Source organism: Ensifer adhaerens, from assembly GCF_002940685.1.
GTDB classification, from domain to species: Bacteria; Pseudomonadota; Alphaproteobacteria; order Rhizobiales; family Rhizobiaceae; genus Ensifer; species Ensifer adhaerens_E.
In genome coordinates, this window is sequence record NZ_PNFP01000001.1 from 69477 (window position 1) to 96265 (window position 26789).

The window sequence follows — 26789 nt, forward strand, 5'->3', positions numbered from 1 at the left end:
CGGCGTCATGGAAACAAAAAACCGTCACGGAGCGGAGGCTGCGCCGTGACGGTCTTTTGAAAACGGGACAAAGGCCCGGAGAGGGGGATAAGGCCTTTGTCCTCATCTGGTGCGGGCGGGGGACAGGCCAATCACCAGAAGACGGCATCACTCGGTGCCGTTGACTAAGATTTGAGGAGTCAAATGTGGCTTTTCAAGGATAGCAGGGCTGAATCGGACATTACAAATACGTAACGTTTGCGTGAAGCCAAATGCCCGGCTGCGAAGCCTTCGGGCATTCGATCGCAGGGTGAAAATCGACCCCGTTGCCGCAATCCGCGGTGGCGGTCGCGGGCGACGCCCACGGGTGGAGAATGTAGTGTCTGGCGGGAAAACCGCAATGGACCTTTGGCTTGCCCCGCGCTATCCATTTGCCCATGAAAAACGGTGATCATCTCTTCCTCGTCGACGGCTCCGGATTCATCTTCCGGGCGTTCCACGCCATCCCGCCGCTCAACCGCAAGTCCGATGGCCTCCCGGTCAATGCGGTATCGGGTTTCTGCAACATGTTGTGGAAGCTGCTCACCGATGCGCGCGACACGTCCGTCGGCGTCACGCCGACCCATTTCGCCGTCATCTTCGACTATTCCTCGAAGACCTTCCGCAACGTGCTCTATGACCAGTACAAGGCCAACCGCACCGCGCCGCCGGAAGACCTGATCCCGCAGTTCGGCCTGATCCGCCATGCGACCCGCGCCTTCAATCTGCCCTGCATCGAGAAGGAAGGTTACGAGGCGGACGACCTGATCGCCACCTATGCGCGGCTCGCCGAGGCGGCCGGCGCAGGGGTCACCATTGTTTCGTCCGACAAGGACCTGATGCAGCTCGTGACGCCGAACGTGTCGATGTACGACAGCATGAAGGACAAGCAGATCTCGATCCCCGAAGTGATCGAGAAATGGGGCGTGCCGCCGGAGAAGATGATCGACCTCCAGGCGATGACCGGCGATTCCACCGACAACGTTCCCGGCATTCCCGGCATCGGTCCGAAGACGGCGGCGCAGCTCTTGGAAGAATACGGCGATCTCGACACGCTGCTTGCCCGCGCCGGCGAGATCAAGCAGGTCAAGCGCCGCGAGAACATCATTGCCAATGCCGATCTCGCGCGCCTGTCGCGCCAGCTCGTCGAACTCAAGACCGACACGCCGCTCGACGTTCCGCTGGAAGATCTTCACCTGGAGCCGCAGAACGGGCCGAAGCTGATCGCCTTCCTGAAGGCGATGGAGTTCACCACGCTGACGCGCCGCGTTGCCGCTGCGACCGGCACCGACGCAGACGCCGTCGAAGCTGCCTTGGTGCCGGTGGAGTGGGGTGCGGATGCGCGCGGCCCCGATCTCGACAAGGGGGACGCGGCCGCGGCCGTCAGCCAAGGCTCGTCCGCTGCTGCCGTGACCCGCGGAGAGGCGGCGGAGGCCGCCGCCGTTCTGTCTCGGCCGGAGGAAACGGATGCGACTGACGCGACGCCGCAGGCGCTGGCTGCCGCCCGCGCCGAAGTGTACGCCAAGGCGCCGTTCGATCACGGCGCCTATGTGACGATCCGCGACATCGCCACCCTCGACCGGTGGATATCAGACGCGCGCGAAGCCGGCGTCGTCGGCTTCGACACGGAGACGACGTCGCTCGACGCCATGCAGGCCGACCTCGTCGGCTTCTCGCTGGCGATCGCAGACCACAAGGCGAACCCGACGGGCGCCTCGATCCGCGCAGCCTACGTGCCGCTGATCCACAAGACCGGCGTCGGCGACCTGCTGGGTGGCGGGCCTGCCGAAAACCAGATCCCGGTCGGGGAAGCCTTGAGCCGGCTGAAGCGGCTGCTCGAGGATCCGTCCGTCCTCAAGGTCGCGCAGAACCTGAAATACGACTACCTCGTGATGAAGCGTCACGGCATCATCGTCGAAAGCTTCGACGACACGATGCTGATGTCCTACGTGGTCGATGCCGGCAACGGCACGCATGGCATGGATGCGCTTTCCGAGCGCTGGCTGAACCACAAGCCGATCCCCTACAAGGACATCACCGGAACAGGCAAGTCGTCGGTCACTTTCGACTATGTCGACATCGACCGGGCGACCGCCTATGCGGCCGAGGATGCGGATGTCACGCTGAGGCTCTGGCATATCCTCAAGGCGCGGCTTGCCGCCAAGGGGCTGACCCGCGTCTATGAGCGGTTGGAGCGGCCGCTGGTCGCCGTGCTCGCGCGCATGGAAGATCGCGGCATCACCATCGATCGCCAGATCCTTTCGCGACTTTCCGGCGAACTGGCGCAAGGGGCTGCCGGGCTCGAGGACGAGATCTACAAGCTCGCCGGCGAAACCTTCACCATCGGCTCGCCGAAGCAGCTCGGCGACATCCTCTTCGGCAAGATGGGCTTTGCCGGCGGCTCGAAGACCAAGACCGGCCAATGGTCGACCTCGGCGCAGGTGCTGGAAGACCTGGCCGCCGAAGGCCACGAGCTGCCGCGCAAGATCGTCGACTGGCGCCAGCTGACCAAGCTCAAATCCACCTACACCGATGCGCTCCCGAGTTTCGTCCATCCCGAGACGAAGCGCGTGCACACGTCCTATGCGCTCGCCGCCACCACGACCGGGCGCCTGTCGTCGTCCGATCCGAACCTGCAGAACATCCCGGTGCGTACCGCCGAGGGCCGCAAGATCCGCACGGCCTTCATCGCAACGCCCGGCCACAAGCTGGTCTCGGCCGACTACAGCCAGATCGAACTGCGCGTGCTCGCCCATGTCGCCGACATTCCGCAGCTTCGCCAGGCCTTTGCCGATGGCGTCGACATTCATGCGATGACGGCGTCGGAAATGTTCGGCGTTCCGGTCGAGGGCATGCCGGGCGAAATCCGCCGGCGCGCCAAGGCGATCAACTTCGGCATCATCTACGGCATTTCGGCCTTCGGCCTTGCCAACCAGCTGTCGATCGAACGCTCGGAGGCAAGCGACTACATCAAGCGCTATTTCGAGCGCTTCCCCGGCATCCGCGACTACATGGAAGGCACCAAGGCCTATGCCCGTGAGCACGGTTATGTCGAGACCATCTTCGGCCGCCGCGCGCACTATCCCGACATCCGTTCTTCGATCCCGTCGCATCGGGCCTTCAACGAACGCGCGGCGATCAACGCGCCGATCCAGGGCTCGGCCGCCGACATCATCCGCCGCGCCATGGTCAAGATGGAGCCGGCGCTGGCCGAAGCCAAGCTCTCGGCCCGCATGCTCCTGCAGGTGCACGACGAACTGATCTTCGAAGTCGAGGATGCCGAGGTCGAAAAGACCATCCCGGTCGTCGTCTCGGTGATGGAGAACGCCGCCATGCCGGCGCTCGACATGAAGGTGCCGCTGAAGGTCGATGCGCGTGCCGCGACCAACTGGGACGAGGCGCACTGAAGCAATTCCAGGAAAAGTGTGAAGCGGTTTTCCGTCCGGACTTGCGGTGCTTGGATGACGGAATCCTCTCAGAAAACCTCAAAAGTCACATGCGATGAATCTTGCAGCGCCCGGGGGCATTTCATGCCCCCAGGCGCCTTTCCATCAGGATGATAGAAAGCGCTCGCCATCGCGGCCGCAACGATTGCCGGCGCGGTCAACACCTCATAGGCAGCGGTTGGGAAGGGGCTCGATGCCCCATCCGGAACGGCTGCAATCGGAGGAGATCATGGCGCCGAAGACCTACATTCTTGTCCTGTCCTGCGACGACAAACCCGGCATCGTCGCCGCCGTCACCACCGAGCTTGCGGCCCTCGGCGCCAATATCGCCGAGAGCAACCAGTTCTGGGATACCAGGACCAACAGCTTCTTCATGCGCATCGCCTTCCAGGTTCAGGCAGGCGTCGAGACCGCGGATATCGAACGGGCGCTCCGCCCGGCCGTCGAGCGTTTCCAGATGCGGACCACGCTTGCCGACGCCACGGTGAAGCCGAAGATCCTGGTCCTCGTCTCCAGGTTCGACCACGCGCTGCTGCACTTGCTCTACCAGATCCGCGTGGGCTGGCTGAATGCGGAAGTCGTGGCCATCGTTTCCAACCACGAGGACAGCCGGCGCACGGCCGAGGCCGAGGGGCTCGCCTATCACTGTTGGCCGGTCTCGAAGGACAACAAGGCCGCGCAGGAGGAAAGCCTGTTGCGGCTGGTGCAGGAGACCGGTGCCGATCTCGTCATCCTCGCCCGCTACATGCAGGTCTTTTCCGACAATCTGTCGAAGCGCCTCTACGGCAAGGCGATCAACATCCACCATTCCTTCCTGCCGAGCTTCAAGGGCGCCAGGCCCTATCACCAGGCCCATGAGCGTGGCGTGAAGCTGATCGGGGCGACGGCGCACTACGTGACGCCGGATCTCGATGAGGGCCCGATCATCGAACAGGAAACAGAACGCGTCAGCCACGCGTTGACGGCGGAAGATTTCGTCGCCACCGGCCGCGATATCGAGAGCCGGGTGCTGGCGCGCGCCGTCAAGCTGCACCTGGAGCGGCGCGTCATGCTCAACGGCCACAAGACCGTGGTGTTCAGCTAAGCGGCAAGAAGTTTCCGCAAGGGGGGGTGAGCCGGTATCCGCAGGGGCGCCGGCTCAGGCTGCTAGGACCGTGCGGCAACGGTGGTCGCGGTAACGGCCGGCGCGCGGAAGCTGGCAAAGAGCCGGCTCAGGCCCTCGCGCCCCTCGGCGGTCAGGTCGAAGCGGCGGCCGAACAGCAGCCATTCCGTACAGAGCCCGAGCATCATCCAGTGCAGGGTCCGGGTCGCCGAGGCCGGGGTCCAGGTCTCGTGCATCTGCCCCTTGGCAAGCGCGCGCGAAAAAGCGAGTTCGAGCACGACATTGTGGTGCTCGTCGAGTTCCTTCTGGCGGGCGAGCACTTCGCCCAGGTCGCCGTCGTAATTGGTGCGCAGCATGATCGTGAGAATGCGCTGGCGCTGCTCGTCGGCAGCGAGAACATCCAGCCAGTCGCCCATGGCGCCTTCGAGGATGGAAAGGGTATCGGCGGCTTCCGCTTCGATCTCGCGGGCGACCATGTCTTCCTGCGGCAGGGGCACGGCATCGTGCAGCGCGAGGAACAGGTCGGTCTTGTTGGCAAAGTGCCAGTAGATGGCGCCACGGGTCACGCCGGCCGCCTTGGCGATTTCTTCAAGCGTCGTGTTGGAAACGCCCTTTTCGTAGAAGACGCGCTCGGCGGCGCTCAGGATCTTCTGTCTCGTTGCTTCTGCATCGGCCTTTGTTCGGCGCATTCATTCCTCCTCATGCGACGGCCCGCCAGAGGCGGGCCGTCCAGTCTTGTTTTATTCGGCGGGTGTCGGGTTTTCTGCGGCTGTCGGCGTGTTCTCAGCCTTCTTTCGGCTGAAGATACTCGTGACGAACACGAAGAAGACAGGAACGAAGAAGATGGCGAGCACCGTTGCCGAGATCATCCCGCCCATGACGCCCGTGCCGATGGCGCGCTGGCTGCCGGAGCTGGCACCCGTGGCGATCGCCAGCGGCAGAACGCCGAGCGTGAAGGCCAGCGACGTCATCAGGATCGGCCGGAAGCGAAGATGTGCCGCCTCCAGCGTCGCGTCGATCAGCGATTTGCCCTGCTCGCGCAGTTCCTTGGCGAACTCGATGATCAGGATCGCGTTCTTGGCCGAGAGGCCGATGATCGCGATCAGGCCCACCTTGAAGTACACGTCGTTCGGCATGTCGCGCATCATCACGGCAAGCACCGAACCGATGACGCCGAGCGGAACGACCATGATGACCGCGACCGGGATCGACCAGCTCTCATAGAGGGCCGCAAGGCACAGGAACACCAGAAGGCACGACAGCGCGATCAGGAGCGGTGCCTGGGTGCCGGACTGGATTTCCTGCAGCGACTGGCCCGTCCACTCGTAGCCGAAGCCTGCGGGCAGCTGGCCGGCGAGACGCTGCATCTCGGCGATCGCGTCACCGGACGAATAGCCCGGTGCCGCCTCGCCGCTGATGCGGACCGACGGATAGCCGTTGTAGCCGATCGTCTGCGTCGACGCCTTGACCCATTCCACCGTCGCGAAGGCCGACAGTGGCACCATGCCGCCATTGGCGTTGCGGACGTTGAGGTTCAGGAGGTCGGCGGTCTGCATGCGCTGACCTTCGTCCGCCTGCACCGTCACGCGCTGCATGCGTCCGGCATTGGGGAAGTCGTTGACGTAGGACGAGCCGAGGTTGGTCGAGATCGTCGAGTTGATGTCGGCGAAGGTGACACCAAAGGTGTTGGCCTTCTCGCGGTCGATGTTGACGCTGACCTGGGCCGCATCCGGCATACCTTCGAAGCGCACGCCAACGAGCACCTTGCTTTCGGCAGCCATGCCGAGAAGCTGGTCGCGAGCCTGCGACAGCGCCGCCTGGCCGAGGCCGCCGCGGTCCTGCAGGCGGAACGAGAAGCCGCCCGTGGTGCCGAGGCCCTGGATCGCCGGCGGCGACAGTGCGAAGCTGATCGCATCCTTGATCTGGCTCATCGCCATCGTCGCCCGCATGGCGATCGACTGCGCGGCATTGTCGGCGTCGCGTTCCTTCCAGTCCTTCAGCGTCACGAAGGCGAGCGCTGCGTTCTGGCCGGTACCGAAGAAGGAGAAGCCGTTGATCGCGATGATGCGTTCGACAGCGGGCTCCTGGCCGAAGATCTTCTCGGCCTGCTCCACCACCTCGGTCGTGCGGTTGCCGGTCGCTTCCGACGGCAGCTGCATCATGACGATCACGAAGCCCTGGTCTTCGTCCGGCAGGAACGACGACGGCAGCTTCATGAACAGCCAGCCGAGGCCGGCAAGTACGGCGACATAGACGATCATGTAGCGGCCGGTCCGGTGGACCAGGCGCTTCACGATGCCGCTATAGCCGTGCGACGTCTTGTCGAACGAGCGGTTGAACCAGCCGAAGAAGCCGCGCTTGGCGTGATGATGGCCCTTCGGCACCTGCTTCAGGAAGCTTGCGCAAAGCGCAGGCGTCAGCGACAGGGCGAGAAGTGCCGAGAACAGGATCGAGACGACCATCGTCAGCGAGAACTGGCGATAGATCACGCCGACGGCGCCCGGGAAGAAGGCCATCGGAATGAACACGGAGGCGAGAACCAGCGTGATGCCAATGACGGCGCCGGTGATCTGCTTCATCGCCTTGCGGGTGGCTTCCTTCGGCGTCAGCCCTTCCTCGGACATGATGCGTTCGACGTTTTCGACGACGATGATCGCATCGTCGACGAGAATGCCGATCGCAAGCACCATGCCGAACATGGTAAGAACGTTGATCGAGAAGCCCATCGCCAGCATGACCGCGCAGGTGCCGAGCAGGGCGACCGGCACGACGAGCGTCGGGATGATGGTGTAGCGGATGTTCTGCAGGAACAGGAACATCACGATGAACACCAGCGCGACCGCTTCGACCAGCGTCGAAAGCACTTTCTCGATGGAAACGGCGACAAACGGCGAGGTGTCGTAGGGAACCGAATATTCGAGGCCCTGCGGGAAGAACTTCGCCAGTTCGTCCATGCGCTCCTTGATGGCCGCCGAGGTCGACATGGCGTTGCCGCTCGGCGAGAGCTGCACCGCGATAGCCGCAGACGGCTTGCCGTTCAGGCGCGTCGAGAAGGCGTAGCTTTCTCCGCCGATCTCGATGCGGGCTACGTCGCGCAAGCGGACGGACGAACCGTCGGGATTGGCGCGAAGCACGATCGCACCGAACTCTTCGGCGCTTTCGAGCTGGCCCTTGACGACGACGGGCGCGCTGATCTGCTGGGTGATCGGGTTCGGCTGTGCGCCGATCGAGCCCGACGCGATCTGGGCGTTCTGCGCCTGGATCGCGTTGGTCACGTCGGCAGCGGTCAGGTTGAGACCCAGCATCTTGTCCGGATCGAGCCAGACGCGCATCGAGCGTTCGGTCGCAAACAGCTGCGCACGGCCGACGCCGGGCACGCGCTGGATTTCGCTAAGCACGTTGCGGCTCAGGTAGTCGCCGAGGCCGATGGCGTCCATCGAGCCGTCGGTCGAGGTGAGCGCCACGATCATCAGGAAGCCGGAGCCGGCTTCATCGACCTGGACGCCCTGGCGCTTGACCGAATCGGGCAGGCGCGGTTCGACGCGGCGAACGCGGTTCTGGATGTCGACGGCCGCCTGTCCCGGATCGGTACCGGGCGCAAAGGTGGCGCTGATTTCGACCGAGCCGGAGGCGCTGGAGGTCGACTCGAAATAGAGCAGGCCCTCGACGCCGTTCAGCTCGTCTTCGATCAGTCGGGTGACGCTCTGATAGGTGTCCTGCGACGAGGCGCCGGGGTAGCTCGTGTTGATGGAGATCTGCGGCGGCGCGACATCAGGATATTGCGATACCGGCAGAAGCGGGATCGCAATGATGCCGGCGACCATGATGAAGATCGCCACCACCCAGGCAAAAATAGGCCTGTCGATGAAAAAACTAGGCATCAATCAAACTCACTTTGTGACTTCGGCAGGCTTTTCGTCGGCGGATGCCGTCGTCTGTGCCGCTTCTGCGGTCGGCTTGGCGTCTGGGTTCCAATCGGTCGGTTCGACGGGTGCACCGGGGCCGATCTTCTGGAAGCCTTCGACGATGACCTTCTCACCGGCCTTGAGGCCGGAGGTCACCTGCCAGCGGGTACCGATCGTGCGGCCGAGCGTTACGTTACGGAACTCGACCTTGTTGTCGGCGCCGACCACATAGACCTGCGACTGTCCGGCATTGTTGCGCTGGACAGCCTGCTGCGGAACGGTGATCGCGTCCTTCTCGACGCCCTGCTGGACGAGCACGCGGACATACATGCCCGGAAGCAGGTCGTTGTCGGGGTTCGGGAACTCGCCGCGCAGCGTCACCTGGCCGGTGGTCGCGTCGACGGCGGCTTCCGAGAACAGGAGCTTGCCCTTGTGCTCGTAGGCCGTGCCGTCGTCGAGCACGAGCTGGACTTCGGCTTCTTCGCCGTCGCCGCTCATCATCTTGCCGTCCTCGAGCGCCTTGCGCAGGCGGATGAGGTCGGTCGCCGACTGGGTGAAGTCGGCATAGAGCGGGTCGAGCTGCTGGATCGTCGCGAGATTTTCCGAGCTGTTGGTGCTGACGAGCGCGCCTTCGGTGATCAGCGCACGGCCGATGCGGCCGCTGATCGGTGCCGTCACGTCGGCATATTGCAGGTCGAGTTTTGCTGCCGCAAGGCCCGCCTCGGCGATCGCGACATCGGCGTCGGCGGTCGCAAGCAGCGCGGCCGCATCTTCCAGCTGCTGCGCGGCAACGACGTTCGCCTTCTTCAGCTGCTCTTGGCGGTCGGCTTTCTGCTGGGCCTGGACGCGAATGGACTGGGCACGCCTGAGCGTTGCCTCGGCCTTTTCGACCTGCACGCGGAACGGTGCGGGATCGATGCGGTAAAGCACATCACCGGCATTGACCTTGGAGCCCTGCTGGAAGACGCGCTCGATGACGATGCCGGAGACGCGCGGGCGAACCTCGGCGACCCGGGTCGCGGCGATGCGGCCCGGCAGCTCGTTGGTGATCGGCAGGGTTTCGGTCTTGGTCGTGAAGACCGCGACCGCAGACGGCGGGAATGCGGCAGCGCCCTGTTGTGCTTCCTCTTTCTGGCAGCCGGAAAGAAGAATCACAGTTGCCAAGGCGGCGGCCAGTGTCGGTCGGTTCATGCGCATAGCGATGTCCATATTCGGTGACCGCAGGCGACAGGTGCATCTCGCAAGGTGCCCGTGCGGTCCGGAAGTGAAGGGGAGCGGAACCGGTATCAGGTTCGGCAAATACCGGAAAGCTAATATACAAACACAAATGTATGTTAATTTGCCTTGCAGCGCAACAGCGTGATGCGGTGCACGGAATCAAAAAATAATTCAGCCGCCACAAGGGGTTAATCCTGTGGCGGCTGGTTTTCACGTAGCTGTGATGAGGCTGCGGCCTCAAATTGGATCAGGCGAGAACGCGGTCATCGTCGCCGAAACGATGCATGCTGCCGACCGTCGGCGTCGCATAAACGATGTCGTCCGGCGCGTAGCGATGTTCGCCGAAGAGGCGGACGGTGATGGTGCCGGCCTGCTCGCTGTCGATGTAGACGATGGTGTCGGCGCCGAGGTGTTCGACATGCACCACCTTTCCCTTCCAGTCGCCGCTTTCGCGCGAAAGCGCCATGTGCTCCGGACGGATGCCGATCGTCTTGGCGCTGCTATCGCCGAGCCGCGCGCCTTCGATGAAGTTCATCTGCGGCGAGCCGATGAAGCCGGCGACGAAGACGTTGGCCGGGCGATTGTAAAGATCCATCGGTGAGCCGATCTGCTCGATCTTGCCGGCGTTGAGCACGACGATCTTGTCGGCGAGCGTCATCGCCTCCACCTGGTCGTGGGTCACGTAGATCATCGTCGCCTTCAGGCTGCGGTGCAGTCTGGCGATCTCAAGCCGGGTGTTGACGCGCAGCGCCGCGTCGAGGTTGGAAAGCGGCTCGTCGAACAGGAAGAGCTTCGGTTCGCGCACGATCGCACGGCCGATCGCCACGCGCTGACGCTGGCCGCCCGAAAGCTCGGCCGGGCGGCGGGCGAGATAGGGGTCGAGCGACAGCATGCTTGCCGCCTTGCCGACCTTGTCCTCGATCTCCGCCTTCGGAGCGCCGGCCTGCTTCAGGCCGAGGCCCATATTGTCCTTCACCGTCAGGTGCGGATAGAGGGCGTAGGACTGGAACACCATGGCGATGCCGCGCTTGGCCGGCGCCACGTGACCGACCTCGGTCCCGTCGATCTGCACGCTGCCGGAGGTCGCGTCTTCGAGACCGGCGATGGTGCGCAGCAAGGTCGACTTGCCGCAGCCGGACGGGCCGACGAAGATGACGAACTCGCCGTCTTTCACCTCGAGGTCGATGCCTTTCAGCACCTCATGGCTACCATAGGCCTTGCGGATGGATTTGAGTTGAAGCGATCCCACCTGGTTGCCCCCTTTAAAGTTTGACTGGTCTGCCGGTGCGCACGCTTTCGTCTGCGGCAAGGCAGATGCGTAGCGACTGGACGGCGTCGTTCATGTGACGGTCGAGGTCGATGTCTTCGCGAATGGCCTTCAGCACATAGGCCTGCTCGCGGTCGCAGAGTTCCTGGTGGCCGGGCTCGCCGTCCATCTTCAGGTCTTCGTCAGCCTTGAGGAACCGGCCGTCCGGGCCGGTCTCGGCGCTGTGCAGGCGGATCACCGCGGTCTTGGTGTGCATGTCGATGTCGTCGGACTTGGCGTTCTGGTCCATGACGATCGACACCGAACCCTTCGGCGACATCACGTCCTTCACGAAGAAGGCGGTTTCCGAGATCATCGGCCCCCAGCCGGCTTCGTACCAGCCGGCGGACCCATCCTCGAAGATCACCTGCAGGTGGCCGTAATTGTACATGTCGGGCGCGACCTCGTCGGAGAGACGGAGCCCCATGCCGCGCACTTCCACCGGCTTGGCGTCGGTGATCTGGCACATGACGTCGACATAGTGCACGCCGCAATCGACGATCGGCGACGTCGTCTTCATCAGCGACTTGTGCGTTTCCCAGGTCGGGCCGCTCGACTGCTGGTTCAGGTTCATGCGGAAGACATAGGGACCGCCTAGCTTGCGGGCTTCGGCGATCAGCCGGATCCACGAGGGGTGATGGCGCAGGATGTAGCCGATCACCAGCTTGCGGCCGTGTTTCTTCGCGGTCGCCACGACGCGCTCGGCGTCTGCGACCGTGGTTGCGAGCGGCTTCTCGACGAAGACGTCGGCGCCGGCTTCGAACGCCATGACGGCAAAGTCGGCATGGCTGTCCGAGTAGGTGCAGATCGCGCAGAGCTCGGGCTTCAGCTCGGCGAGCGCCGTCTTGAAATCCGGATGGATCGTGTAGCCGCCCAGTTCCTCCGGCAGCGGCACCTTCGAACGATTGACGAGGCCGACGATCTCGAAGCCGGGATTGTTGTGATAGGCGAGCGCATGGCTGCGCCCCATGTTGCCGAGCCCTGCGACGAGGACCCGGACCGGTTTGCTGCTTGCACTCACTTGACTGCTCCTGCCGTGATGCCGCGGATCAGTTGCCGCGAGAAGATGACGTAGAGGACGAGAACCGGAAGGATGGCGAGCGACAGAGCCGCCAGAACCGCGTTCCAGTTGGTGACAAACTGGCCGATGAAGATCTGCGAGCCGAGCGTCACGGTCTTGGTCGCTTCCGCCGGTGCGAGGATCAGCGGGAACCAGAGGTCGTTCCAGATCGGGATCATCGTGAAGACCGCGACCGTCGCCATCGCCGGCCGGACGAGCGGCAGCACCAGGCGGAAGAAGATCGAATACTCCGACAGCCCGTCAATGCGCCCGGCGTTCTTCAGGTCATCCGAGACCGTTCGCATGAACTCCGAGAGAATGAAGATAGCGAGCGGCAACCCTTGCGCCGTATAGACCAGGATCAGTGCCGTCAGCGTATTGACGAGGTTGGCGGCGACCATGCCCTGGAGAATGGCGACGGTGCCGAGCCGGATCGGGATCATGATGCCGATCGCGAGATAGAGGCCCATCACGGTGTTGCCGCGGAAGCGGTATTCCGACAGCGCGAAGGCGGCCATGGCGCCGAAGAGCAGCACCAGCGCGATCGAGACGATCGTGACGATGAAGCTGTTCTGGAAATAGGTGGCGAAGTCGCCCTGGCCGAGAACGGTCTCGTAACCGATCAGGCTGAAGGTCTGCGGCGTCGGGATCGTCAGCGGCGCCCGGAAGATCGCGTTGCGATCCTTGAACGAGTTGATGATCGTCAGGAACACCGGGAACAGCGACACGAGCGTGTAGGCGATCAGCGCCACATGCACGAAGCCGGTGCGGAGAAATGAATCGCGTGCTTTCGACATCTCCGGTCTCCTCAGAACTGGTAGCGGCGCATGCGGCGCTGGATGACGAAGAGGTAGAGCGAGACGCCGGCGAGGATGATGAGGAACATCACCGTGGCAATCGTCGCGCCCATCGAGCGGTCGCCGAGCTGCAGCTGGAAACCGAAGAAGGTGCGGTAGAGGAGCGTGCCGAGAATGTCGGTCGAGCCGTCGGGGCCGGCAAGCGCGCCCTGCACCGTGTAGACCAGGTCGAAGGCGTTGAAGTTGCCGACGAAGGTCAGGATCGAGATGATGCCGATCGCCGGCAGGATCAGCGGCAGCTTGATCTTCCAGAACTGGCTCCAGCCGGTGACGCCGTCGCATTCGGCAGCCTCGATCACCTCATCGGGAATGTTGAGCAGGGCGGCATAGATCAGCATCATCGGGATGCCGACATATTGCCAGACCGAGATCAGCGACACGGTGACGAGGGCCGAGCCCGGCTTGCCGAGCCAGGGCGCAAACAGCGACTTCAGGCCGACGAGGTCGAGCATCCCGGGCGCCACGCCCCAGATCGGCGACAGGATCAGCTTCCAGATGAAGCCGACAATGACGAAGGAGAGCAGCGTCGGCAGGAAGATCGCCGTGCGGTAGAAGGTGACGAAGCGTAGCTTCGGGATCGACAGCATGGCGGCGAGCGCAACGCCGATCGGGTTCTGCACGCACATGTGGATGATGAAGAAGATGACGTTGTTCTTCAGCGCGTTCCAGAAGTCGTGCGCCCAGCGTTCCTCGCCGAACAGCGTCTGGAAATTCGCAAGGCCGACAAAGGTCGACTGGCCATCGACGGTGTTGAACAGCGAAAGCCTGAGCGTCTCGATCAACGGCAGGATCATCACCGCCGAATAGACCAGGAAGGCCGGCAGCAGGAAGACGAGGATGTGCCAGCGTTTCGGCCGCCTTGCGGTCGGCTGTCCCTCTTGCACTGAAAGAGCGTCACTCATGGATCCATCCGTTTCTAGAAGACCGGTCCCCAGACAATCATGATGCGCACCGGCGCCACGCGGCCGGTCGCGCCGCATGCCGTCTGCCCCTTTATCGAGGGCTCATGACGAAGGTTAAGTCTATCGCGTTCTTTTGCAAACGACTGCGTCGGTGGCCTCCCACTGTGGGAGGCCGGTGACGCTTCGGCTGGGGGAGTGCCTTCGTTCGGCATGTCGCCCCGCCCGGTCCCTACGGCATCCTTAAATCCATCCGGCTTAGGATGCTCTATGCACGTCCAGGACGTGCGGCGCTGTAGGGCCGACCCTCCCCGAGAAGGGGAGGGAACCTGTTGCGCTTACGTCTTACTTCGCCGGCTTATACCAGGCGTCGAGGCCCTTCTGCAGCTTCTCGGCGGCAACCTCAGGCGTATCCGTGCCGTTGATCACGTTGGCCGATTCAACCCAGGTCTCATTTTCCAGGCTCGGCGTGCCGCGTGCCAGGATCTGGTAGGTCGAGCGGATCGTCGGCTTGCACTTTTCGCGCCAGGAGACGAATTCCTGGGCGAGCGGGTCGGACATCTTCACCGCGGTCGAGTTGAGGCTGAAGAAGCCCGGCAGCGCGTTGGCGTAGATTTCCGCAAACTCCGGCGACGCGACCCAGGTCAGGAAGGTCTTGGCCTGGTCGGCATGTGCGCTCTTGGCGTTCAGGCCGATGCCGATGTCGTTGTGGTCCGAGATGTAGCAGGTGTCACCGGCGGTTTTGACCGGCGGCGGGAAGGCACCCATCTTGAACTGCGCCTGCGTGTTGAACAGGCCGATTTCCCACGAGCCGGCCGGATAGATCGCCGCGCGGCCGAGCGTGAAGAGGTTCTGGCTGTCCGGATAGGTCTGGGCTTCGAAGCCGTCGCCGAGATAGTCCTTCCACTTAGCAAGAACGCGGTAGGGCTCGACCCACGGCTCGTCGGTCAGCTTCTGCTCGCCCTTGATCAGCGCGGCGCGGCCTTCTTCACCCTTCCAGTAATTCGGGCCGATGTTCTGGTAGCCCATGGTTGCGGCTTCCCAGAGATCCTTGGTGCCCATTGCCATCGGGATGTAGTTGCCGTCGGCCTTGATCTTGTCGAGGGCGGCGAAGAATTCCGCTTCCGTCGTCGGGATCTGGATGCCGAGCTGGTCAAAGGCGTCCTTGTTGTAGATGAAGCCGTGGATGACCGACGCCATCGGGACGCAGAAGGTGGCCGAGCCGTCGTCGGTGGTCCAGGCGGACTTGGCGACCGGCGAGAAGTTTTCCATGCCCGGCAGGCTCGTCAGGTCGGCGAGGTGCTTCTTGTTGTAAAGTTCGAGCGAGACGTCGAACGGACGGCAGGTGACGAGGTCGCCCGCTGAGCCGGCGTCGAGCTTGGCGTTGAGCGCGGCATTGTATTCGGTCGGCGCCATCGGGGCGAACTTGACCTTGATGCCCGGGTTCTTGGCTTCAAACGCCGGGATCAGCTTTTCCTGCCAGATCGCCAGGTCGTCGTTGCGCCAGCTTTCGATGGTCAGCGTCACGTCCTCGGCGTGCGCCAGACCGGCCGAGCCGAGAATGCTCGACGCAAGCAACAGCCCCTTGATAGTCGTACGGGTCATTTAGCTTCTCCCTCTTATGTGCGCCGTTTTGGCGCGGTTTGAATCCCAGTCCCTTGTCAGGCCGAGACGATATCGATCGCCCGGCGCAGATTCTGCTTGGTCTCTTTAAGAGCTGCCTCCGCCGCCGTGACATCTTTCGCGCCTGACGCGAGAAGGATCGCGACCTTGACCGAGCCGGAGGCCAGGTTGATCAGCCGGCCGGCCTCGGCAGCGCTGATGCCGGTAATGTCGGTGACGATGCGGATTGCGCGGCCGTGCAGCTTGATATTGTCGGCGCGCAGGTTGACCATGTGGCCGTCGAGTACGTGCCCGAGATGAATGCCGACCAGCGTCGAGAACATGTTGAAGGCGATCTTCTGCGCCGTGCCGGCGCCCATGCGGGTCGATCCGGAAACCACTTCCGGCGGCGTCTGCAGAAGGATCGAGACGTCGGCGTCCTTGAAGAGCGCCGCACCCGCATTGTTGGCGACGGCGATCACCTTGGCGCCGCGCTTGCGGGCCTCGTCGGCCGCGGCAAGCGCGTAAGGGGTGGAGCCGCTGGCGGAAACGGAAACGAGACAGTCGCCCGCGCCAACGCCGGCCTTGCGCACGTCTTCGCGGGCAAGGTCCATGTCGTCCTCATAGCCGCCCGCAAGGTCGCTGAGGCTGGCGGTGCCGCCGGCAAGCAGAACGACGATCTGATCCTGGGGAATGCCGTAGGTGCCGGGCAGCTCGAGCGCATCGGCCATCGCCATCAGGCCGGAGCTGCCCGCGCCGGCATAGGCGAGACGTCGTCCGGATGCGAGGGCTTCGGCTGCGATAGATGCGGCGGCCGAGATCGACTCGATTGCCGCGTCCACGGCCTTGGATGCCGCCTGTTGGCCGGACGCAAGCAGCCGGAGCGCCAGCGCCGGATGCATAAGATCCAGGCCCTTGGCGTTGTCGTGGCGCTCTTCGGTCTTCGCTGACGGCATGGGTCGTATCTCCTCTTGGTCAAATTAATGCCAAAAAAATACCAATTGTCCAGCGGAATTTAAGTTTTGGTGTCTGAAAAAACTAAACAGCTAAATTAGCCCTTAAATTTCAACGTATTGCAACGAAATCGAAACTGCGGGCGGAATCAGGCTTGGTTATTGGTATTTTTTTGGTATCCTCAATGGGCGGAGGTGCTCATGACAAATTACCTGATCGGAATCGATGGCGGCGGAACGAGCTGCCGGGCTGCCGTGGCGTCGGCGGATGGGCGCATTCTCGGGCGCGGCAAGGCCGGTGCGGCCAATATCCTGACGGACCCGGAAACCGCGCTTGCCAATATCGGTGAAGCCGCGCGCGCTGCCTTCGTCGAGGCGGGCCTTGATCCTGAGGGCATCGCCGCTGCCAAGGCGATCGTCGGTGTCGCCGGGCACAATGTCGGCGACGCCGTACATTATGTGAAGCGCCGTCTGCCGTTTGCCGCCGCAGACATCGAATCGGATGGTTTGATCGCCCTCCAGGGCGCGCTCGGTAGCCTGGACGGTGCGGTTGCCATTCTCGGTACGGGCAGCATCTACATCCTACGCCAGGGCAAAAGCGTCAGCTATGTCGGCGGCTGGGGCTTTACCCTCGGCGACCATGGCAGCGGCGCCCGCATTGGCCATGCGCTGCTGCAGGAGAGCCTGCTTGCCTTCGACAATATTCACGAAGCCTCGGCCGTCACGGCGTCGGTCCTTGCCGAATTCAACAACGAAGCGCGCGACGTCGTCGATTTCGCCCGCCTCGCCAAGCCGGGAGAGTTCGGCCGCTATGCGCCGCGGGTTTTCGAAGGTGCTGCATCCGGCGATCCTGTTGCCGTGCGTATCCTGAAAGCTGCCGCCCTCACGGTCGACGAAGCGCTTGATGTCATCGTGGCGAGGGGCTGTGAACGATTGTGCCTCCTCGGCGGATTGGCGCCGCTCTATCGCCCCTGGCTTGCCGATCGCCATCAGGCCTTGCTGGTCGAGGCGGAAGCCGACGCGCTGACCGGATCGGTCGCCGTTGCCGCCCAGCGTTTCGGCACCCAGGCGAGGGCAGGCGCATGACGCACCAGCTCGCTTCCATTCTGCCGCTCGAGGGCCTGCAGTCCGGAGGGTCGGGGCCGCTCTATCTGAAGCTCAGGCAATCGCTCGAAGACGCGATCCAGTCCGGCAAGCTCAACCATGGCGACGCGCTGCCGCCGGAGCGCGACCTTGCCGACTATGCCAATATCAGCCGCGTCACCGTGCGCAAGGCGGTGGACGACCTCGTGCGCGACGGCCTGCTCGTTCGCCGCCACGGCTCCGGCACCTTCGTGGTCAAGCCGGTGTCCAAGGTGCAGCAGTCGCTGTCGCGATTGACCTCGTTTACCGAAGACATGGCGCGTCGCGGCTTGAACACGCATGCGCGCTGGCTGGAGCGCGGCCTGTTTCATCCTTCGCCGGATGAGATGATGGCGCTGGGCTTGCCCGCCGATGCCCTGGTCGCCCGCCTCGGGCGCCTGCGCATCGCCGACGACATGCCGCTCGCGATTGAGCGCGCCAGCATCTCGGCGGAGTTCCTGCCGGATCCGCAGGCCGTGACCTCGTCGCTCTATTCGGCGCTCGACAAGACCCGCTCGCGTCCGGTTCGCGCCGTGCAGCGCATCTCCGCCTGCAACATCAAGGATCCGGACGCCTCGATGCTCGGCGTCGCCGTCGGCTCGGCCGGCCTCTCCATCGAACGCGTCTCCTATCTCGCATCGGGCCGCGTCGTCGAATTCACCCGCTCGCTCTACCGGGGCGACGCCTATGACTTTGTCGCGGAACTGACGCTGTCGGAATCCTGAAAGCGACGGCTCCGCCAAGAAAGGGAATTGATCATGCAGACCAATATGCGCCGAGAAATCGACGAGATCCCCGAAGCCGCCCAGCGTCTGCTGGAGCGCTCCGCCGTCCAGCTGAAGGCCGCAGGGGCGGCACTTCGCGCCAAGGACCCGGCCTTCCTCGTGACCATCGCCCGTGGCTCCTCCGACCATGCGGCGCTGTTCCTCAAATATGCGATCGAGCTGCAGGCCGGCGTGCCCGTCGCTTCGCTCGGCCCGTCGCTCGCCTCGATTTATGGCGCCAAGCTGAAGCTCGGCGGCGCTGCCGCGATTGCGATTTCCCAATCGGGCAAGAGCCCGGATATCGTCGCCATGGCGCAGGCCGCGACCGATGCCGGCGCCGTCTCGATCGCGCTCACCAACACGCTGCCCTCGCCGATCTCTGAGGCCTGCACCAACCCGCTCGACATCCTCGCCGGCCCGGAACTCGCCGTGGCCGCCACCAAGTCCTACGTCAACTCGATCGTTGCCGGCCTTGCGGTGCTCGGCGAGTGGACCGGTGACGCAGCACTTCAGCGCGCGGTCGCCGACCTGCCGAACCAGTTTGCCAAGGCCGTCAAGCTCGACTGGCAGGCCTTTGCCGACGATCTCGGCGAGGCCGAATCGCTCTATGTCCTCGGTCGCGGCCCGGCGCTGGCCATTGCCAGCGAAGCGGCGCTGAAGTTCAAGGAAACCTCCGGCATGCATGCGGAAGCCTATTCGGCAGCCGAAGTGCTGCATGGGCCGGTGGCGCTCGTCGGCGCCAAGTTCCCGGTGCTGACACTTGCCGCGCGTGATGCCGCCGAAACCTCGGTTGCCGGCATTGCCGACGGTATGGCGGAAAAGGGCGCGGTGGTTCATGCTACCTCGAACCTTGCGGCCAAGGCCAAGCGCCTGCCCTTCGTCGAGACCGGTCATCCGATCACCGACGCGCTGACGCTGATCCTGCCGTTCTACGGCTTCGTCGAAGCATGGTCGCGTTCGCGCGGTCTCAACCCCGACGCGCCGGCAAGCCTCAAGAAGGTAACGGAGACGAGATGAGTGAGAGGAAGGCAATCACCGGCGCCCGCCTGTTCGACGGCGTCGAATGGCACGATGGCTGCGCCCTCGTGATCGAGGCTGGCCGCGTCAAGGCGATCGTGGCCGCAGCGGACGTCTCGGCCGATGCTGAACGGATCGATGCCCATGGCATGCTGCTCGTGCCGGGTTTCATCGACCTGCAGGTGAACGGCGGCGGCGGTGCGCTTCTGAACGAGGAGCCGAGCGTCGAAGGCATCCGGCAGATCTGTTCGGCCCATGCCAAGTTCGGCACCACGGCGCTGTTGCCGACGCTGATCACCGATACGCGTGAAGTCCGGAGCGCCACCATCAAGGCGGGTCTCGATGCCAAGGCCGCGGGTGTCCCCGGCTTCCTCGGCCTGCATCTCGAAGGTCCGCATCTCTCGGTGGCGCGCAAGGGCGCCCACGATCCGAAGCTGATCCGCCCGATGGACGACGCCGATCTCGCCGAGATGCTCGATTGCGCCAGGGCGCTCGGCGTGCTGATGGTGACCGTGGCGCCTGAAAACGCCACCAGGGAGCAGGTGCGCGCGCTCGCTGACGCCGGCGCCGTCGTCAGTCTCGGACATACGGATGTCGGCTACGAGACCGCCGTTGCCTATGCAAAAGCCGGCGCCAGGACGGTGACCCACCTCTTCAACGCCATGAGCGGCCTTGGCCATCGCGAGCCGGGCGTGGTCGGCGCAGCACTTGCCACCGGCACGCTGCATGCGGGCCTGATCGCCGATGGCTACCATGTCGAGCCGGCGTCGATGGGCGTGGCGCTGCGCGCCAAGGTCGGTCCGGGCCAGATCTTCCTGGTCACCGACGCGATGTCGCCGATCGGAACCGACATGAAGAGCTTCCAGCTCAACGGTCGCGAGATCCTGCGCGAAGGCGGTCGCCTGACGCTTGCCGACGGCACCCTTGCCGGCGCCGACATCGACATGCTGTCTTCGGTCCGCTTCGTGCACGAAAAGCTCGGCCTGCCGGTCGAGGAAGCCCTGCGCATGGCGTCTGCCTATCCAGCCGACGCGATGGGCATCGCCACCCACAAGGGGCGGTTGAAGCCCGGGGCCGACGCCGATTTCGTGTTGCTCACGCCGGATCTCGGCATGGGCTCCACCTGGATCGGCGGCGCGCAGGTCTACGCCGCCTGATCGTTGCGCTACCCGCGCTGCCACTGACAAGAAGACCCGGAAAGCGCCTCGCTTTCCGGGTCTTTTTCTTTGGGCGGCCTTTCGTCAGCGCGGACCATGGGTCGCAAGTTTCGCCTTCATCGCCCGGACCGTCTCCGCGTCGGTGCGGCGCCGATCGGCGGAAACGAAGCCCATTTCCACCAGGCGCTGATCTTGAGCCGGCTCACGAATGGAGCAGGAGGAGTGGACCTCAACCACGGTCAGCCTGCTCAAAAGGCCGTCGACCGTATCGAGCGTCACGCCGGACCCGGGCATGACCGACAATCGTCCCGCAGCACGCTCGGTGATTTCCGCCAATCGATCGATTGCCTGCGGTGCACTCTTTGCGCCGCCCGACGTCAGGATGCGCTCGAAGCCGAGGTCGACCGCGATTTCCATGGCCTCGGCGAAATCCGGGACGAGGTCGAAGGCCCGGTGCAGCGTCATGCCGAGTCCTGCCGCATGGCCGGTGAGCTTGGTGAGCATCGACGTGTCGAGCCGGCCATCGGCAAGTGACGCGCCGAGCACGACGCCAGCCAGACCTGCCGCCCGCGCCGCATCGATATCGCGCCGCATCACATCCAGATCGGCAGTAGAGAAAATGAAATCACCGGGCCGCGGCCGGATCATCGCGTAGACGGGGACCCGCGGCGGGCCGGCGAGCGCCATCAGGCCGGGATTGGGTGTGAGTCCACCCACCGAAAGAGCGGCGCAAAGCTCGATCCGGTCAGCACCCCCTTCGATGGCCGCGTAAAGCCCGTCGGCATCGTCGACGCAGACTTCGAGTTTGATGTCGCTCATGCCTTGTCTCCCGAAAGTCCGAGCAGTGCGGCACCGATCAGGCCGGGCTCGATCCGGCATTCGCCGCGAACGACCAACGGCCGGTCGAACTGTCGCAGAATCCGGCTACGCACCGTCCTGTCGATCTCGGCGAGCAGCTCCTCGGCATTGGAAAGGCCGCCGCCGACGGGCACGATCGTGGCACCCGTGATGTTGATGACCAGCGCCAGGGGTGAACTGACGAGATCGACGAGCAGGTCGACCGTGCGTTTCGCCTCGGCATCGCCAACCTTCCACGCCTCGATGATCTCGTGGCTCGAAAGCGTCTTGCCGTGGGCTGTCTGGTGCAGCCGTTCCAGCCCACGGGCACCGCCGACCGTATCGACGCAGCGCTTCTGGCCGCAGCCGCAGGCATAGGCAGGGATGGCGATCGGCGGATCGCCGGCCTCGGCCGCGATCGCCGGGCCATGGCCCCATTCGCCGGCAAAACCGCCATCGGCATTGATCAGTCGGCCGTCGATCACCAGTCCGCCGCCGACACCGGTGCCGAGAATGGCGCCGAAGACGATGCGGTGACCGCGCCCCGCACCCGCACCGGCCTCGGCCAGCGCAAAACAGTCGGCGTCATTGGCGATCCTGACCGGTAGATGCAGCGCCGCCTCGAGTTCGGCGACCAGTTCGCGGCCGTCGATGCAGGGAATGTTGGCGCATTTGATACGCCGCGTCTCGGGATCGATCACGCCGGTGATCGAGATCGCCACGCATTCCGGGTGCCCGCCCGCCTCGTCCAGCACCTCTTCGAGCGCCTGCACGAACTGGCGGAAATTGTTGAGCGGCGTCGCCCGGCGCGGCAACGGAAAGATCCGGTCACGCGAATGCACGATCGCGCCCTTGATCGCCGAACCGCCGATATCGAAACAGACGATCATGCTTCACCCCGGATGATCGCCTCGGCCGAAAGCGCTACCGAAAGCAGCCGGTCGTCCTGGTGGTGCGGGGCTGCAAGCTGGAAGCCGACGGGCATTTCCGCCGCCCCGAGGCCGCAGGGTATGGAGATGCCGCAGAAATCCAGGAAGTTGCCGATCGAGGTGTTGCGCAAGGTTTTGCCGTTGATCTTGAAGAACAGCTCGTCGTCTTCGAGAAGCGGCGCGATCGGCGGGGCGACATGCGGCAGCGTCGGATGGGCGATGAGCTCGTTGGGCCTCAGGCTTTCGACCGTCTCGTGGATCAGCTGGTCGCGGGCATCGAGGAGCGCAATGTAATCGGGCATGGTGATCTTCTCGCCGAGCCTTGTGCGCGCGACGACACGCGGATCCATCGCGTTCGCCTCGGGGCCGGCCAGCCGCTCGCGATGAAGCGCATAGGCCTCCGCCGTGACCAGGGCACCGTGGCGGGCCATTAGCCCAAACACCGCCGAGAAGGCCGGGAATGCGCGGCGGCTGATGGCGACGCCGGCTTTTTCGAGCCGCCTGATCGCGTCCTCGAAGGCCTCGACGACCTCCGGTTCCGCGTCATCGAACACGACGGTTTCCGGGATCACCAGCGCGACGCCGGAGAGGTCGGCGCGGCGCACGGTCGGCGCCGTCAGCCCGTGCATGGCGGCGTCGATCCAGACCGCGTCCTTTACCGTATGGCAGAGCGGCCCGAGCGAATCGAGGCTCTCGGCCAGCGGATAGACGCCCTTCATCGCATAGCGGCCACGTGTCGCCTTGTAGCCGACGATGCCGGTCATTGCCGCTGGAATGCGCACGGAGCCGCCGGTGTCGGTGCCGATCGCCGCCGGCACCAGCCCCGCCGCGACGGCGGCGGCCGAGCCCGACGATGAGCCGCCGGGAATGCGCTCGACATCGGTCGCGGCGGGATTGCGCGGCGTGCCGTAATGCGGGTTGATGCCAAGGCCGGAAAAGGCGAATTCGCTGAGATTGGTGCGGCCGACACTGACCATGCCGGCGGCGGCGACAGCCGCAACGACGGGCGCGTCGCTCGTTGCTGGCGCGTTCGACCGAAGCACGGTCGAGCCGGCGGTCGTGACGCTGCCGGCCACGTCGAACAGATCCTTCCAGGCAACCGGCAGGCCGTCGAGCAGACCGAGCGAACGCCCGGCCCTCAGCCGTTTCGAGGCAGCCTCGGCATCCCGCGTCGCACGCTCGGTCGTCAGTTCGACGAAGATGGCGTAGTCGCCGTGCGCGTCGATCGCCGCATAGGTCTGCCTGGTGAGGTCCACCGGATCCAGATTGCCGCTCTGGACCAGCACGGAAAGGCTGGCGAGTGTCTTTTGTTCTGTCATGTCATCCTCCGCGGACCGCTGCTTTCGGCATTCCGTCTGTCTACAATATCGCCGCCCCCGGCGTTTTCCATGCTTCCCTTAGACGAGGCGCATGAATCTTGCATAAAGACGGGTGCCTGCCGGAACTATCTTGTCGCCGGTAGCGCCTCTGCCTACATGCACCATCGAACCTTGGCCCATGCTGGAGAGCGATGATGATCCTGGACGCGGCGCGACTGTCGCTTGCCAACCTGTTTGCGCCTGAGACCCGATCGGTCTTCTGGAAGGTGTTGGGGCTGACGATCCTTGCGCTTGTCGCCCTCTGGTTTGCGGTGCGCGAACTGTTCATCTGGCTGGCCTTGCCCTGGATCGACACGCTGATGCCGGGCACGCCCGTCTGGGCCGGCTGGCTGACTTTTGTCCTCGGCATCTTCGCAAGCCTTGGCCTCGCCCTGGCGCTCGCCTTGCTTCTGGCCCCGGTCACTGCGCTCATCGCCGGCTTTTTCCTCGACGACGTCGCCGAGGTGATCGAGAAGCGGGACTATCCGAACGAGCCGGCGGGAAGGCCGCTGCCGCTCGGCGAGGCGATTGCCGGCTCGCTGAAGTTCCTGGGCGTCGTCATCCTCGGCAACCTCTTGGCGCTCGTGCTGCTGCTCGTTCCGGGCGTCAATCTCGTCGCCTTCTTTTTGGTCAACGGCTACCTGCTCGGGCGTGAATTCTTTGAATTCGCGGCGATGCGGTACCGCGCGCCGGCGGAGGCGCGGCTCTTTCGGCAGAAGCACCGGTCGACCGTGTTTCTCGCCGGGTTGCTGCTCGCGGCTTTCCTGGCGGTCCCCTTCGTCAACCTTCTGACACCGCTCTTTGCCGCCGGCCTGATGGTGCACCTGCACAAGCGGCTCTCGGCACGGGATCCCGGGTTTTCGCCTGGTGCCGCGGCGAAGGCCTGATTGGTCCTTGCTTGACATAGGGCCGGCTGTGGCCAATCTGCCGGCAAACGGCGCGACGCGCCCAAGGAGTTTGCAGGAATGAGCAACACGGACGAACGGATCACCCGGCTCGAAGAAACGGTGGCCCACCAGGCCAAAACCATCGAGGAGCTTTCCGATCAGCTTGCCGAGCAGTGGAAGGTGGTCGAGCAGGCGCGCGCCAAGCTCGACCGGCTGACCGAAAGGTTCCTGACGCTCGAAGAGCAGTCGCTCGACGCGCCGGCAATCACGAAGCCGCCGCATTACTGATTGCAGCGATCACGTCAGGACAAACAAAAAGGCCGCCGGTCCAACGAACCGGCGGCCCTTTTCATTGCGCAAGCGCTGCTCTTAGTAAGGGCAGGACTCGTCGCTCATGTAGTCGTGGACCTGGACCTTGCCGGCAATGATTTCGGCTTTCACCTTTTCCACCGCGTCGAGCATCTCGGGCGTGATCAGCGCCTTGTTGTTGTCGTCGAGCGCGTAGCCGACGCCATCTTCCTTGAGGCCGAGGTTGGAAATGCCGAATTCGAACTTGTCGTTCTTGGCTGCCGTGAAGGCTTCGTAGACGGCGACGTCGACGCGCTTCAGCATCGAGGTCAGCACCTTGCCCGGCTGCAGGGCGTTCTGGTTGCTATCGACGCCAATGCCGAGCTTGCCCGCATCTGCGGCTGCCTGCAGGACACCGACACCGGTGCCGCCGGCTGCGTGGTAGACGACATCCGAGCCCTGGTCGATCTGGGACTTGGCGATTTCGCCGCCCTTGACCGGGTCGTTCCAGGCATCCGGCGTCGTGCCGGTGTAGGCTTCCAGAACCTTGACGTCAGCGCCGGTCGACTTGGCGCCGCCAACGTAGCCGCAGGCGAACTTGTGGATCAGCGGAACGTCCATGCCGCCGACGAAGCTGACGGTCTTCGACTTCGAAGCGAGACCAGCGAGAACGCCGACGAGGTAGGAGCCTTCCTGCTCCTTGAAGACGACCGATTTGACGTTCGGCTTCTCGACGACCATGTCGATGATCGCGAACTTGATATCCGGATACTCCGGCGCGATCTTTTCGAGCGAAGCCGCCCAGTTGAAGCCGGCCATGACGATCGGGCTGTTGCCGTCGCTGGCGAAGCGGCGCAGCGCCTGTTCGCGCTGGGCGTCGTTGGCGATTTCGAACTCGCGGTATTCGACGCCGGATTCCGTCTTGAACTTTTCGGCGCCGTTAAAGGCAGCCTCGTTGAAGGATTTGTCGAACTTGCCGCCGAGATCGTAGATGATCGCCGGCTTGATGTCGGCGGCCAGAGCCGTCGCGGACATCATCGAAAAGGCAAAGAGACCGAGAATTGTTTTTTTCATCGTGCAGCCCTGTTGTCGCTATTGATCTTATTGGGTCCTCCCGCCGACCTCCTGACGGAAGCCTGTCTGCGGAACCCACCCCCTTCTCCTTGGGGCTAGGGTGGCGCATCCTTGCACGGCCACGGCAAAAAAACACTCAAAATTTTTCAGATGGTAAAAATGCACGCGACCGAAGCCGCTACCCGTAAGGCACCGGTTCTGTTGTGCTTTTGCAATTTCGACGAGGTGTGCTCGCCGGCCCGGCGCGGCCTTGGAGTTGTGGCAATCCCGATCTTGCGAAGAAGCGCAACGGGGCGGTATCGCCTAGCGCCCGATCGGGCAGCTGACGCCGGTGCCGCGCAGAGCGCAATAGCCGCCGGGGTTCTTCGCCAGATATTGCTGATGGTAGTCCTCGGCAAAATAGAACGGTCCGGCGTTGCCGATCTCGGTGGTAATCTTGCCGCCATGATTGGCGTGCTTCAGCGCCGTCTGGAACGTGGTCCGAGCCGTCTTGGCTTCCGCCAGTTGCTCGTCGTCATAGGCGTAGATCGCCGAGCGGTAGGTGGTGCCGATGTCGTTGCCCTGGCGCATGCCCTGCGTCGGGTCGTGTTCCTCGAAGAAAGTCCTGAGAAGGCTCGCGAGCCCCACCTTTTCGGGATCATAAACGACCAACACCACTTCCGCATGGCCGGTAAGCCCGGTCGTCGTTTCCTGGTAGGTCGGGTTCGGCGTCAGCCCGCCGGCATAGCCGACCGCCGTCACGTAGACGCCGGGGATGTTCCACAGCAGTCGTTCGGCGCCCCAGAAGCAGCCCATGCCGAAAAGGATCTTCTTCATGCCGTCGGGGTAGGGACCGTTCAGCGGCCGGCCCGAAACGAAATGCGTCTCGGCCGTCGGGATCGGCTCGTCGCGGCCCGGCAGTGCCGTCTGCGCGTCCGGCATGATCGTCTTCTTGTTGAACATGTCGATCAGGAACATCAGCATACTCCTTTCGATGCGAAGGCGCACCGT

The 26789-nt window shown here is 64.0% G+C and carries 22 protein-coding genes; 8 read left to right on the forward strand and 14 right to left on the reverse strand.

Going from position 1 to position 26789, the window contains the following annotated elements:
* Nucleotides 1–416 precede the first annotated feature (416 nt).
* Both polA and purU read left to right on the forward strand, forming a co-directional pair.
* Complete coding sequence (gene polA / locus C1A35_RS00345) at nt 417–3425, forward strand: DNA polymerase I (RefSeq protein WP_104662410.1); 3009 nt, start codon at nt 417–419, stop codon at nt 3423–3425.
* A gap of 268 nt (nt 3426–3693) precedes the next feature.
* A complete protein-coding gene (gene purU, locus C1A35_RS00350) occupies nt 3694–4548 on the forward strand; it encodes a formyltetrahydrofolate deformylase (protein ID WP_104662887.1) in 855 nt (284 codons plus the stop codon).
* 62 nt (nt 4549–4610) lie between these two features.
* Here the strand turns inward: purU and C1A35_RS00355 are convergent, their stop codons facing one another.
* From C1A35_RS00355 to C1A35_RS00395, 9 genes are all read right to left on the reverse strand, one after another.
* Nucleotides 4611–5255, reverse strand: a complete 645-nt coding sequence (locus C1A35_RS00355) for a TetR family transcriptional regulator (protein WP_104662411.1) — start codon at nt 5253–5255, stop codon at nt 4611–4613.
* Between the two features lie 51 nt (nt 5256–5306).
* On the reverse strand, nt 5307–8447 hold the full coding sequence (locus tag C1A35_RS00360) for an efflux RND transporter permease subunit (RefSeq protein WP_104662412.1): 3141 nt from the start codon (nt 8445–8447) through the stop codon (nt 5307–5309).
* A 9-nt stretch (nt 8448–8456) separates the two neighbouring features.
* On the reverse strand, nt 8457–9680 hold the full coding sequence (locus tag C1A35_RS00365; RefSeq protein WP_104662413.1) for an efflux RND transporter periplasmic adaptor subunit: 1224 nt from the start codon (nt 9678–9680) through the stop codon (nt 8457–8459).
* A gap of 256 nt (nt 9681–9936) precedes the next feature.
* Entirely contained in the window at nt 9937–10938 is a 1002-nt protein-coding gene (locus tag C1A35_RS00370) for an ABC transporter ATP-binding protein (protein WP_104662414.1), read from the reverse strand.
* A gap of 13 nt (nt 10939–10951) precedes the next feature.
* Nucleotides 10952–12016 carry a Gfo/Idh/MocA family protein gene (locus C1A35_RS00375; protein ID WP_104662415.1) on the reverse strand — a complete coding sequence of 355 codons (1065 nt, stop codon included), beginning with the start codon at nt 12014–12016 and terminating at the stop codon, nt 10952–10954.
* Nucleotides 12013–12852 (reverse strand): carbohydrate ABC transporter permease, encoded by an 840-nt coding sequence (locus C1A35_RS00380; protein WP_057247778.1) that lies wholly within the window; start codon nt 12850–12852, stop codon nt 12013–12015. Before C1A35_RS00380 ends, C1A35_RS00375 begins: the two co-directional genes overlap by 4 nt.
* 11 nt (nt 12853–12863) lie before the next feature.
* Nucleotides 12864–13814, reverse strand: coding sequence for a carbohydrate ABC transporter permease (locus C1A35_RS00385; RefSeq protein WP_104662416.1), 951 nt, complete (start codon nt 13812–13814; stop codon nt 12864–12866).
* A 342-nt stretch (nt 13815–14156) separates the two neighbouring features.
* Nucleotides 14157–15416, reverse strand: a complete 1260-nt coding sequence (locus tag C1A35_RS00390; protein ID WP_104662417.1) for an ABC transporter substrate-binding protein — start codon at nt 15414–15416, stop codon at nt 14157–14159.
* Between the two features lie 56 nt (nt 15417–15472).
* Nucleotides 15473–16369: an N-acetylmuramic acid 6-phosphate etherase gene (locus C1A35_RS00395; RefSeq protein WP_104662418.1), complete on the reverse strand. Its 897-nt coding sequence runs from the start codon at nt 16367–16369 to the stop codon at nt 15473–15475.
* A gap of 198 nt (nt 16370–16567) precedes the next feature.
* Between C1A35_RS00395 and C1A35_RS00400 the strand changes: the two genes are divergently transcribed.
* From C1A35_RS00400 to nagA, 4 genes are read left to right on the forward strand one after another with little or no spacing between them, the layout of a single operon-like run.
* Nucleotides 16568–17452 carry an N-acetylglucosamine kinase gene (locus C1A35_RS00400; protein ID WP_104662419.1) on the forward strand — a complete coding sequence of 295 codons (885 nt, stop codon included), beginning with the start codon at nt 16568–16570 and terminating at the stop codon, nt 17450–17452.
* Entirely contained in the window at nt 17449–18213 is a 765-nt protein-coding gene (locus tag C1A35_RS00405) for a GntR family transcriptional regulator (protein ID WP_057247782.1), read from the forward strand. Before C1A35_RS00400 ends, C1A35_RS00405 begins: the two co-directional genes overlap by 4 nt.
* A 33-nt stretch (nt 18214–18246) precedes the next feature.
* Entirely contained in the window at nt 18247–19269 is a 1023-nt protein-coding gene (locus tag C1A35_RS00410) for an SIS domain-containing protein (protein WP_104662888.1), read from the forward strand.
* Nucleotides 19266–20426, forward strand: a complete 1161-nt coding sequence (gene nagA, locus C1A35_RS00415; RefSeq protein ID WP_104662420.1) for an N-acetylglucosamine-6-phosphate deacetylase — start codon at nt 19266–19268, stop codon at nt 20424–20426. Before C1A35_RS00410 ends, nagA begins: the two co-directional genes overlap by 4 nt.
* Before the next feature lie 84 nt (nt 20427–20510).
* Here the strand turns inward: nagA and C1A35_RS00420 are convergent, their stop codons facing one another.
* Genes C1A35_RS00420 through C1A35_RS00430 form a run of 3 tightly spaced genes read right to left on the reverse strand, consistent with a single transcriptional unit; the run spans nt 20511 to nt 23511 of the window.
* Nucleotides 20511–21245 carry a copper homeostasis protein CutC gene (locus C1A35_RS00420; RefSeq protein WP_104662421.1) on the reverse strand — a complete coding sequence of 245 codons (735 nt, stop codon included), beginning with the start codon at nt 21243–21245 and terminating at the stop codon, nt 20511–20513.
* A complete protein-coding gene (locus C1A35_RS00425; RefSeq protein WP_104662422.1) occupies nt 21242–22153 on the reverse strand; it encodes an ROK family protein in 912 nt (303 codons plus the stop codon). Before C1A35_RS00425 ends, C1A35_RS00420 begins: the two co-directional genes overlap by 4 nt.
* Nucleotides 22150–23511 carry an amidase gene (locus C1A35_RS00430; protein ID WP_104662423.1) on the reverse strand — a complete coding sequence of 454 codons (1362 nt, stop codon included), beginning with the start codon at nt 23509–23511 and terminating at the stop codon, nt 22150–22152. The genes C1A35_RS00425 and C1A35_RS00430 overlap by 4 nt, the downstream gene beginning before the upstream one ends.
* A gap of 194 nt (nt 23512–23705) precedes the next feature.
* Between C1A35_RS00430 and C1A35_RS00435 the strand changes: the two genes are divergently transcribed.
* Together C1A35_RS00435 and C1A35_RS00440 are read left to right on the forward strand one after the other, a co-directional pair.
* A complete protein-coding gene (locus C1A35_RS00435; RefSeq protein WP_104662889.1) occupies nt 23706–24437 on the forward strand; it encodes a sulfate transporter family protein in 732 nt (243 codons plus the stop codon).
* Between the two features lie 78 nt (nt 24438–24515).
* Nucleotides 24516–24725 carry a SlyX family protein gene (locus C1A35_RS00440; protein ID WP_034804834.1) on the forward strand — a complete coding sequence of 70 codons (210 nt, stop codon included), beginning with the start codon at nt 24516–24518 and terminating at the stop codon, nt 24723–24725.
* 81 nt (nt 24726–24806) lie between these two features.
* Here the strand turns inward: C1A35_RS00440 and C1A35_RS00445 are convergent, their stop codons facing one another.
* Complete coding sequence (locus C1A35_RS00445; RefSeq protein ID WP_034804831.1) at nt 24807–25799, reverse strand: BMP family lipoprotein; 993 nt, start codon at nt 25797–25799, stop codon at nt 24807–24809.
* Between the two features lie 303 nt (nt 25800–26102).
* Complete coding sequence (msrA, locus tag C1A35_RS00450) at nt 26103–26756, reverse strand: peptide-methionine (S)-S-oxide reductase MsrA (protein WP_104662890.1); 654 nt, start codon at nt 26754–26756, stop codon at nt 26103–26105.
* Nucleotides 26757–26789 lie beyond the last annotated feature (33 nt).

Excerpts from the sequence above, each read along its gene's own strand:
- C1A35_RS00395 (WP_104662418.1), bottom strand. The coding sequence starts at position 16,369 with ATGCCGTCAGCGAAGACCGAAGAGCGCCACGACAACGCCAAGGGCCTG.
- nagA (WP_104662420.1), top strand. The coding sequence starts at position 19,266 with ATGAGTGAGAGGAAGGCAATCACCGGCGCCCGCCTGTTCGACGGCGTC.
- C1A35_RS00355 (WP_104662411.1), bottom strand. The coding sequence starts at position 5,255 with ATGCGCCGAACAAAGGCCGATGCAGAAGCAACGAGACAGAAGATCCTG.
- C1A35_RS00420 (WP_104662421.1), bottom strand. The coding sequence starts at position 21,245 with ATGAGCGACATCAAACTCGAAGTCTGCGTCGACGATGCCGACGGGCTT.
- msrA (WP_104662890.1), bottom strand. The coding sequence starts at position 26,756 with ATGTTCCTGATCGACATGTTCAACAAGAAGACGATCATGCCGGACGCG.
- purU (WP_104662887.1), top strand. The coding sequence starts at position 3,694 with ATGGCGCCGAAGACCTACATTCTTGTCCTGTCCTGCGACGACAAACCC.
- C1A35_RS00435 (WP_104662889.1), top strand. The coding sequence starts at position 23,706 with ATGATCCTGGACGCGGCGCGACTGTCGCTTGCCAACCTGTTTGCGCCT.
- C1A35_RS00440 (WP_034804834.1), top strand. The coding sequence starts at position 24,516 with ATGAGCAACACGGACGAACGGATCACCCGGCTCGAAGAAACGGTGGCC.
- C1A35_RS00410 (WP_104662888.1), top strand. The coding sequence starts at position 18,247 with ATGCAGACCAATATGCGCCGAGAAATCGACGAGATCCCCGAAGCCGCC.
- C1A35_RS00390 (WP_104662417.1), bottom strand. The coding sequence starts at position 15,416 with ATGACCCGTACGACTATCAAGGGGCTGTTGCTTGCGTCGAGCATTCTC.
- C1A35_RS00385 (WP_104662416.1), bottom strand. The coding sequence starts at position 13,814 with ATGAGTGACGCTCTTTCAGTGCAAGAGGGACAGCCGACCGCAAGGCGG.
- C1A35_RS00445 (WP_034804831.1), bottom strand. The coding sequence starts at position 25,799 with ATGAAAAAAACAATTCTCGGTCTCTTTGCCTTTTCGATGATGTCCGCG.
- C1A35_RS00425 (WP_104662422.1), bottom strand. The coding sequence starts at position 22,153 with ATGATCGTCTGTTTCGATATCGGCGGTTCGGCGATCAAGGGCGCGATC.
- C1A35_RS00430 (WP_104662423.1), bottom strand. The coding sequence starts at position 23,511 with ATGACAGAACAAAAGACACTCGCCAGCCTTTCCGTGCTGGTCCAGAGC.
- C1A35_RS00380 (WP_057247778.1), bottom strand. The coding sequence starts at position 12,852 with ATGTCGAAAGCACGCGATTCATTTCTCCGCACCGGCTTCGTGCATGTG.
- C1A35_RS00400 (WP_104662419.1), top strand. The coding sequence starts at position 16,568 with ATGACAAATTACCTGATCGGAATCGATGGCGGCGGAACGAGCTGCCGG.
- C1A35_RS00360 (WP_104662412.1), bottom strand. The coding sequence starts at position 8,447 with ATGCCTAGTTTTTTCATCGACAGGCCTATTTTTGCCTGGGTGGTGGCG.
- C1A35_RS00405 (WP_057247782.1), top strand. The coding sequence starts at position 17,449 with ATGACGCACCAGCTCGCTTCCATTCTGCCGCTCGAGGGCCTGCAGTCC.
- polA (WP_104662410.1), top strand. The coding sequence starts at position 417 with ATGAAAAACGGTGATCATCTCTTCCTCGTCGACGGCTCCGGATTCATC.
- C1A35_RS00365 (WP_104662413.1), bottom strand. The coding sequence starts at position 9,680 with ATGGACATCGCTATGCGCATGAACCGACCGACACTGGCCGCCGCCTTG.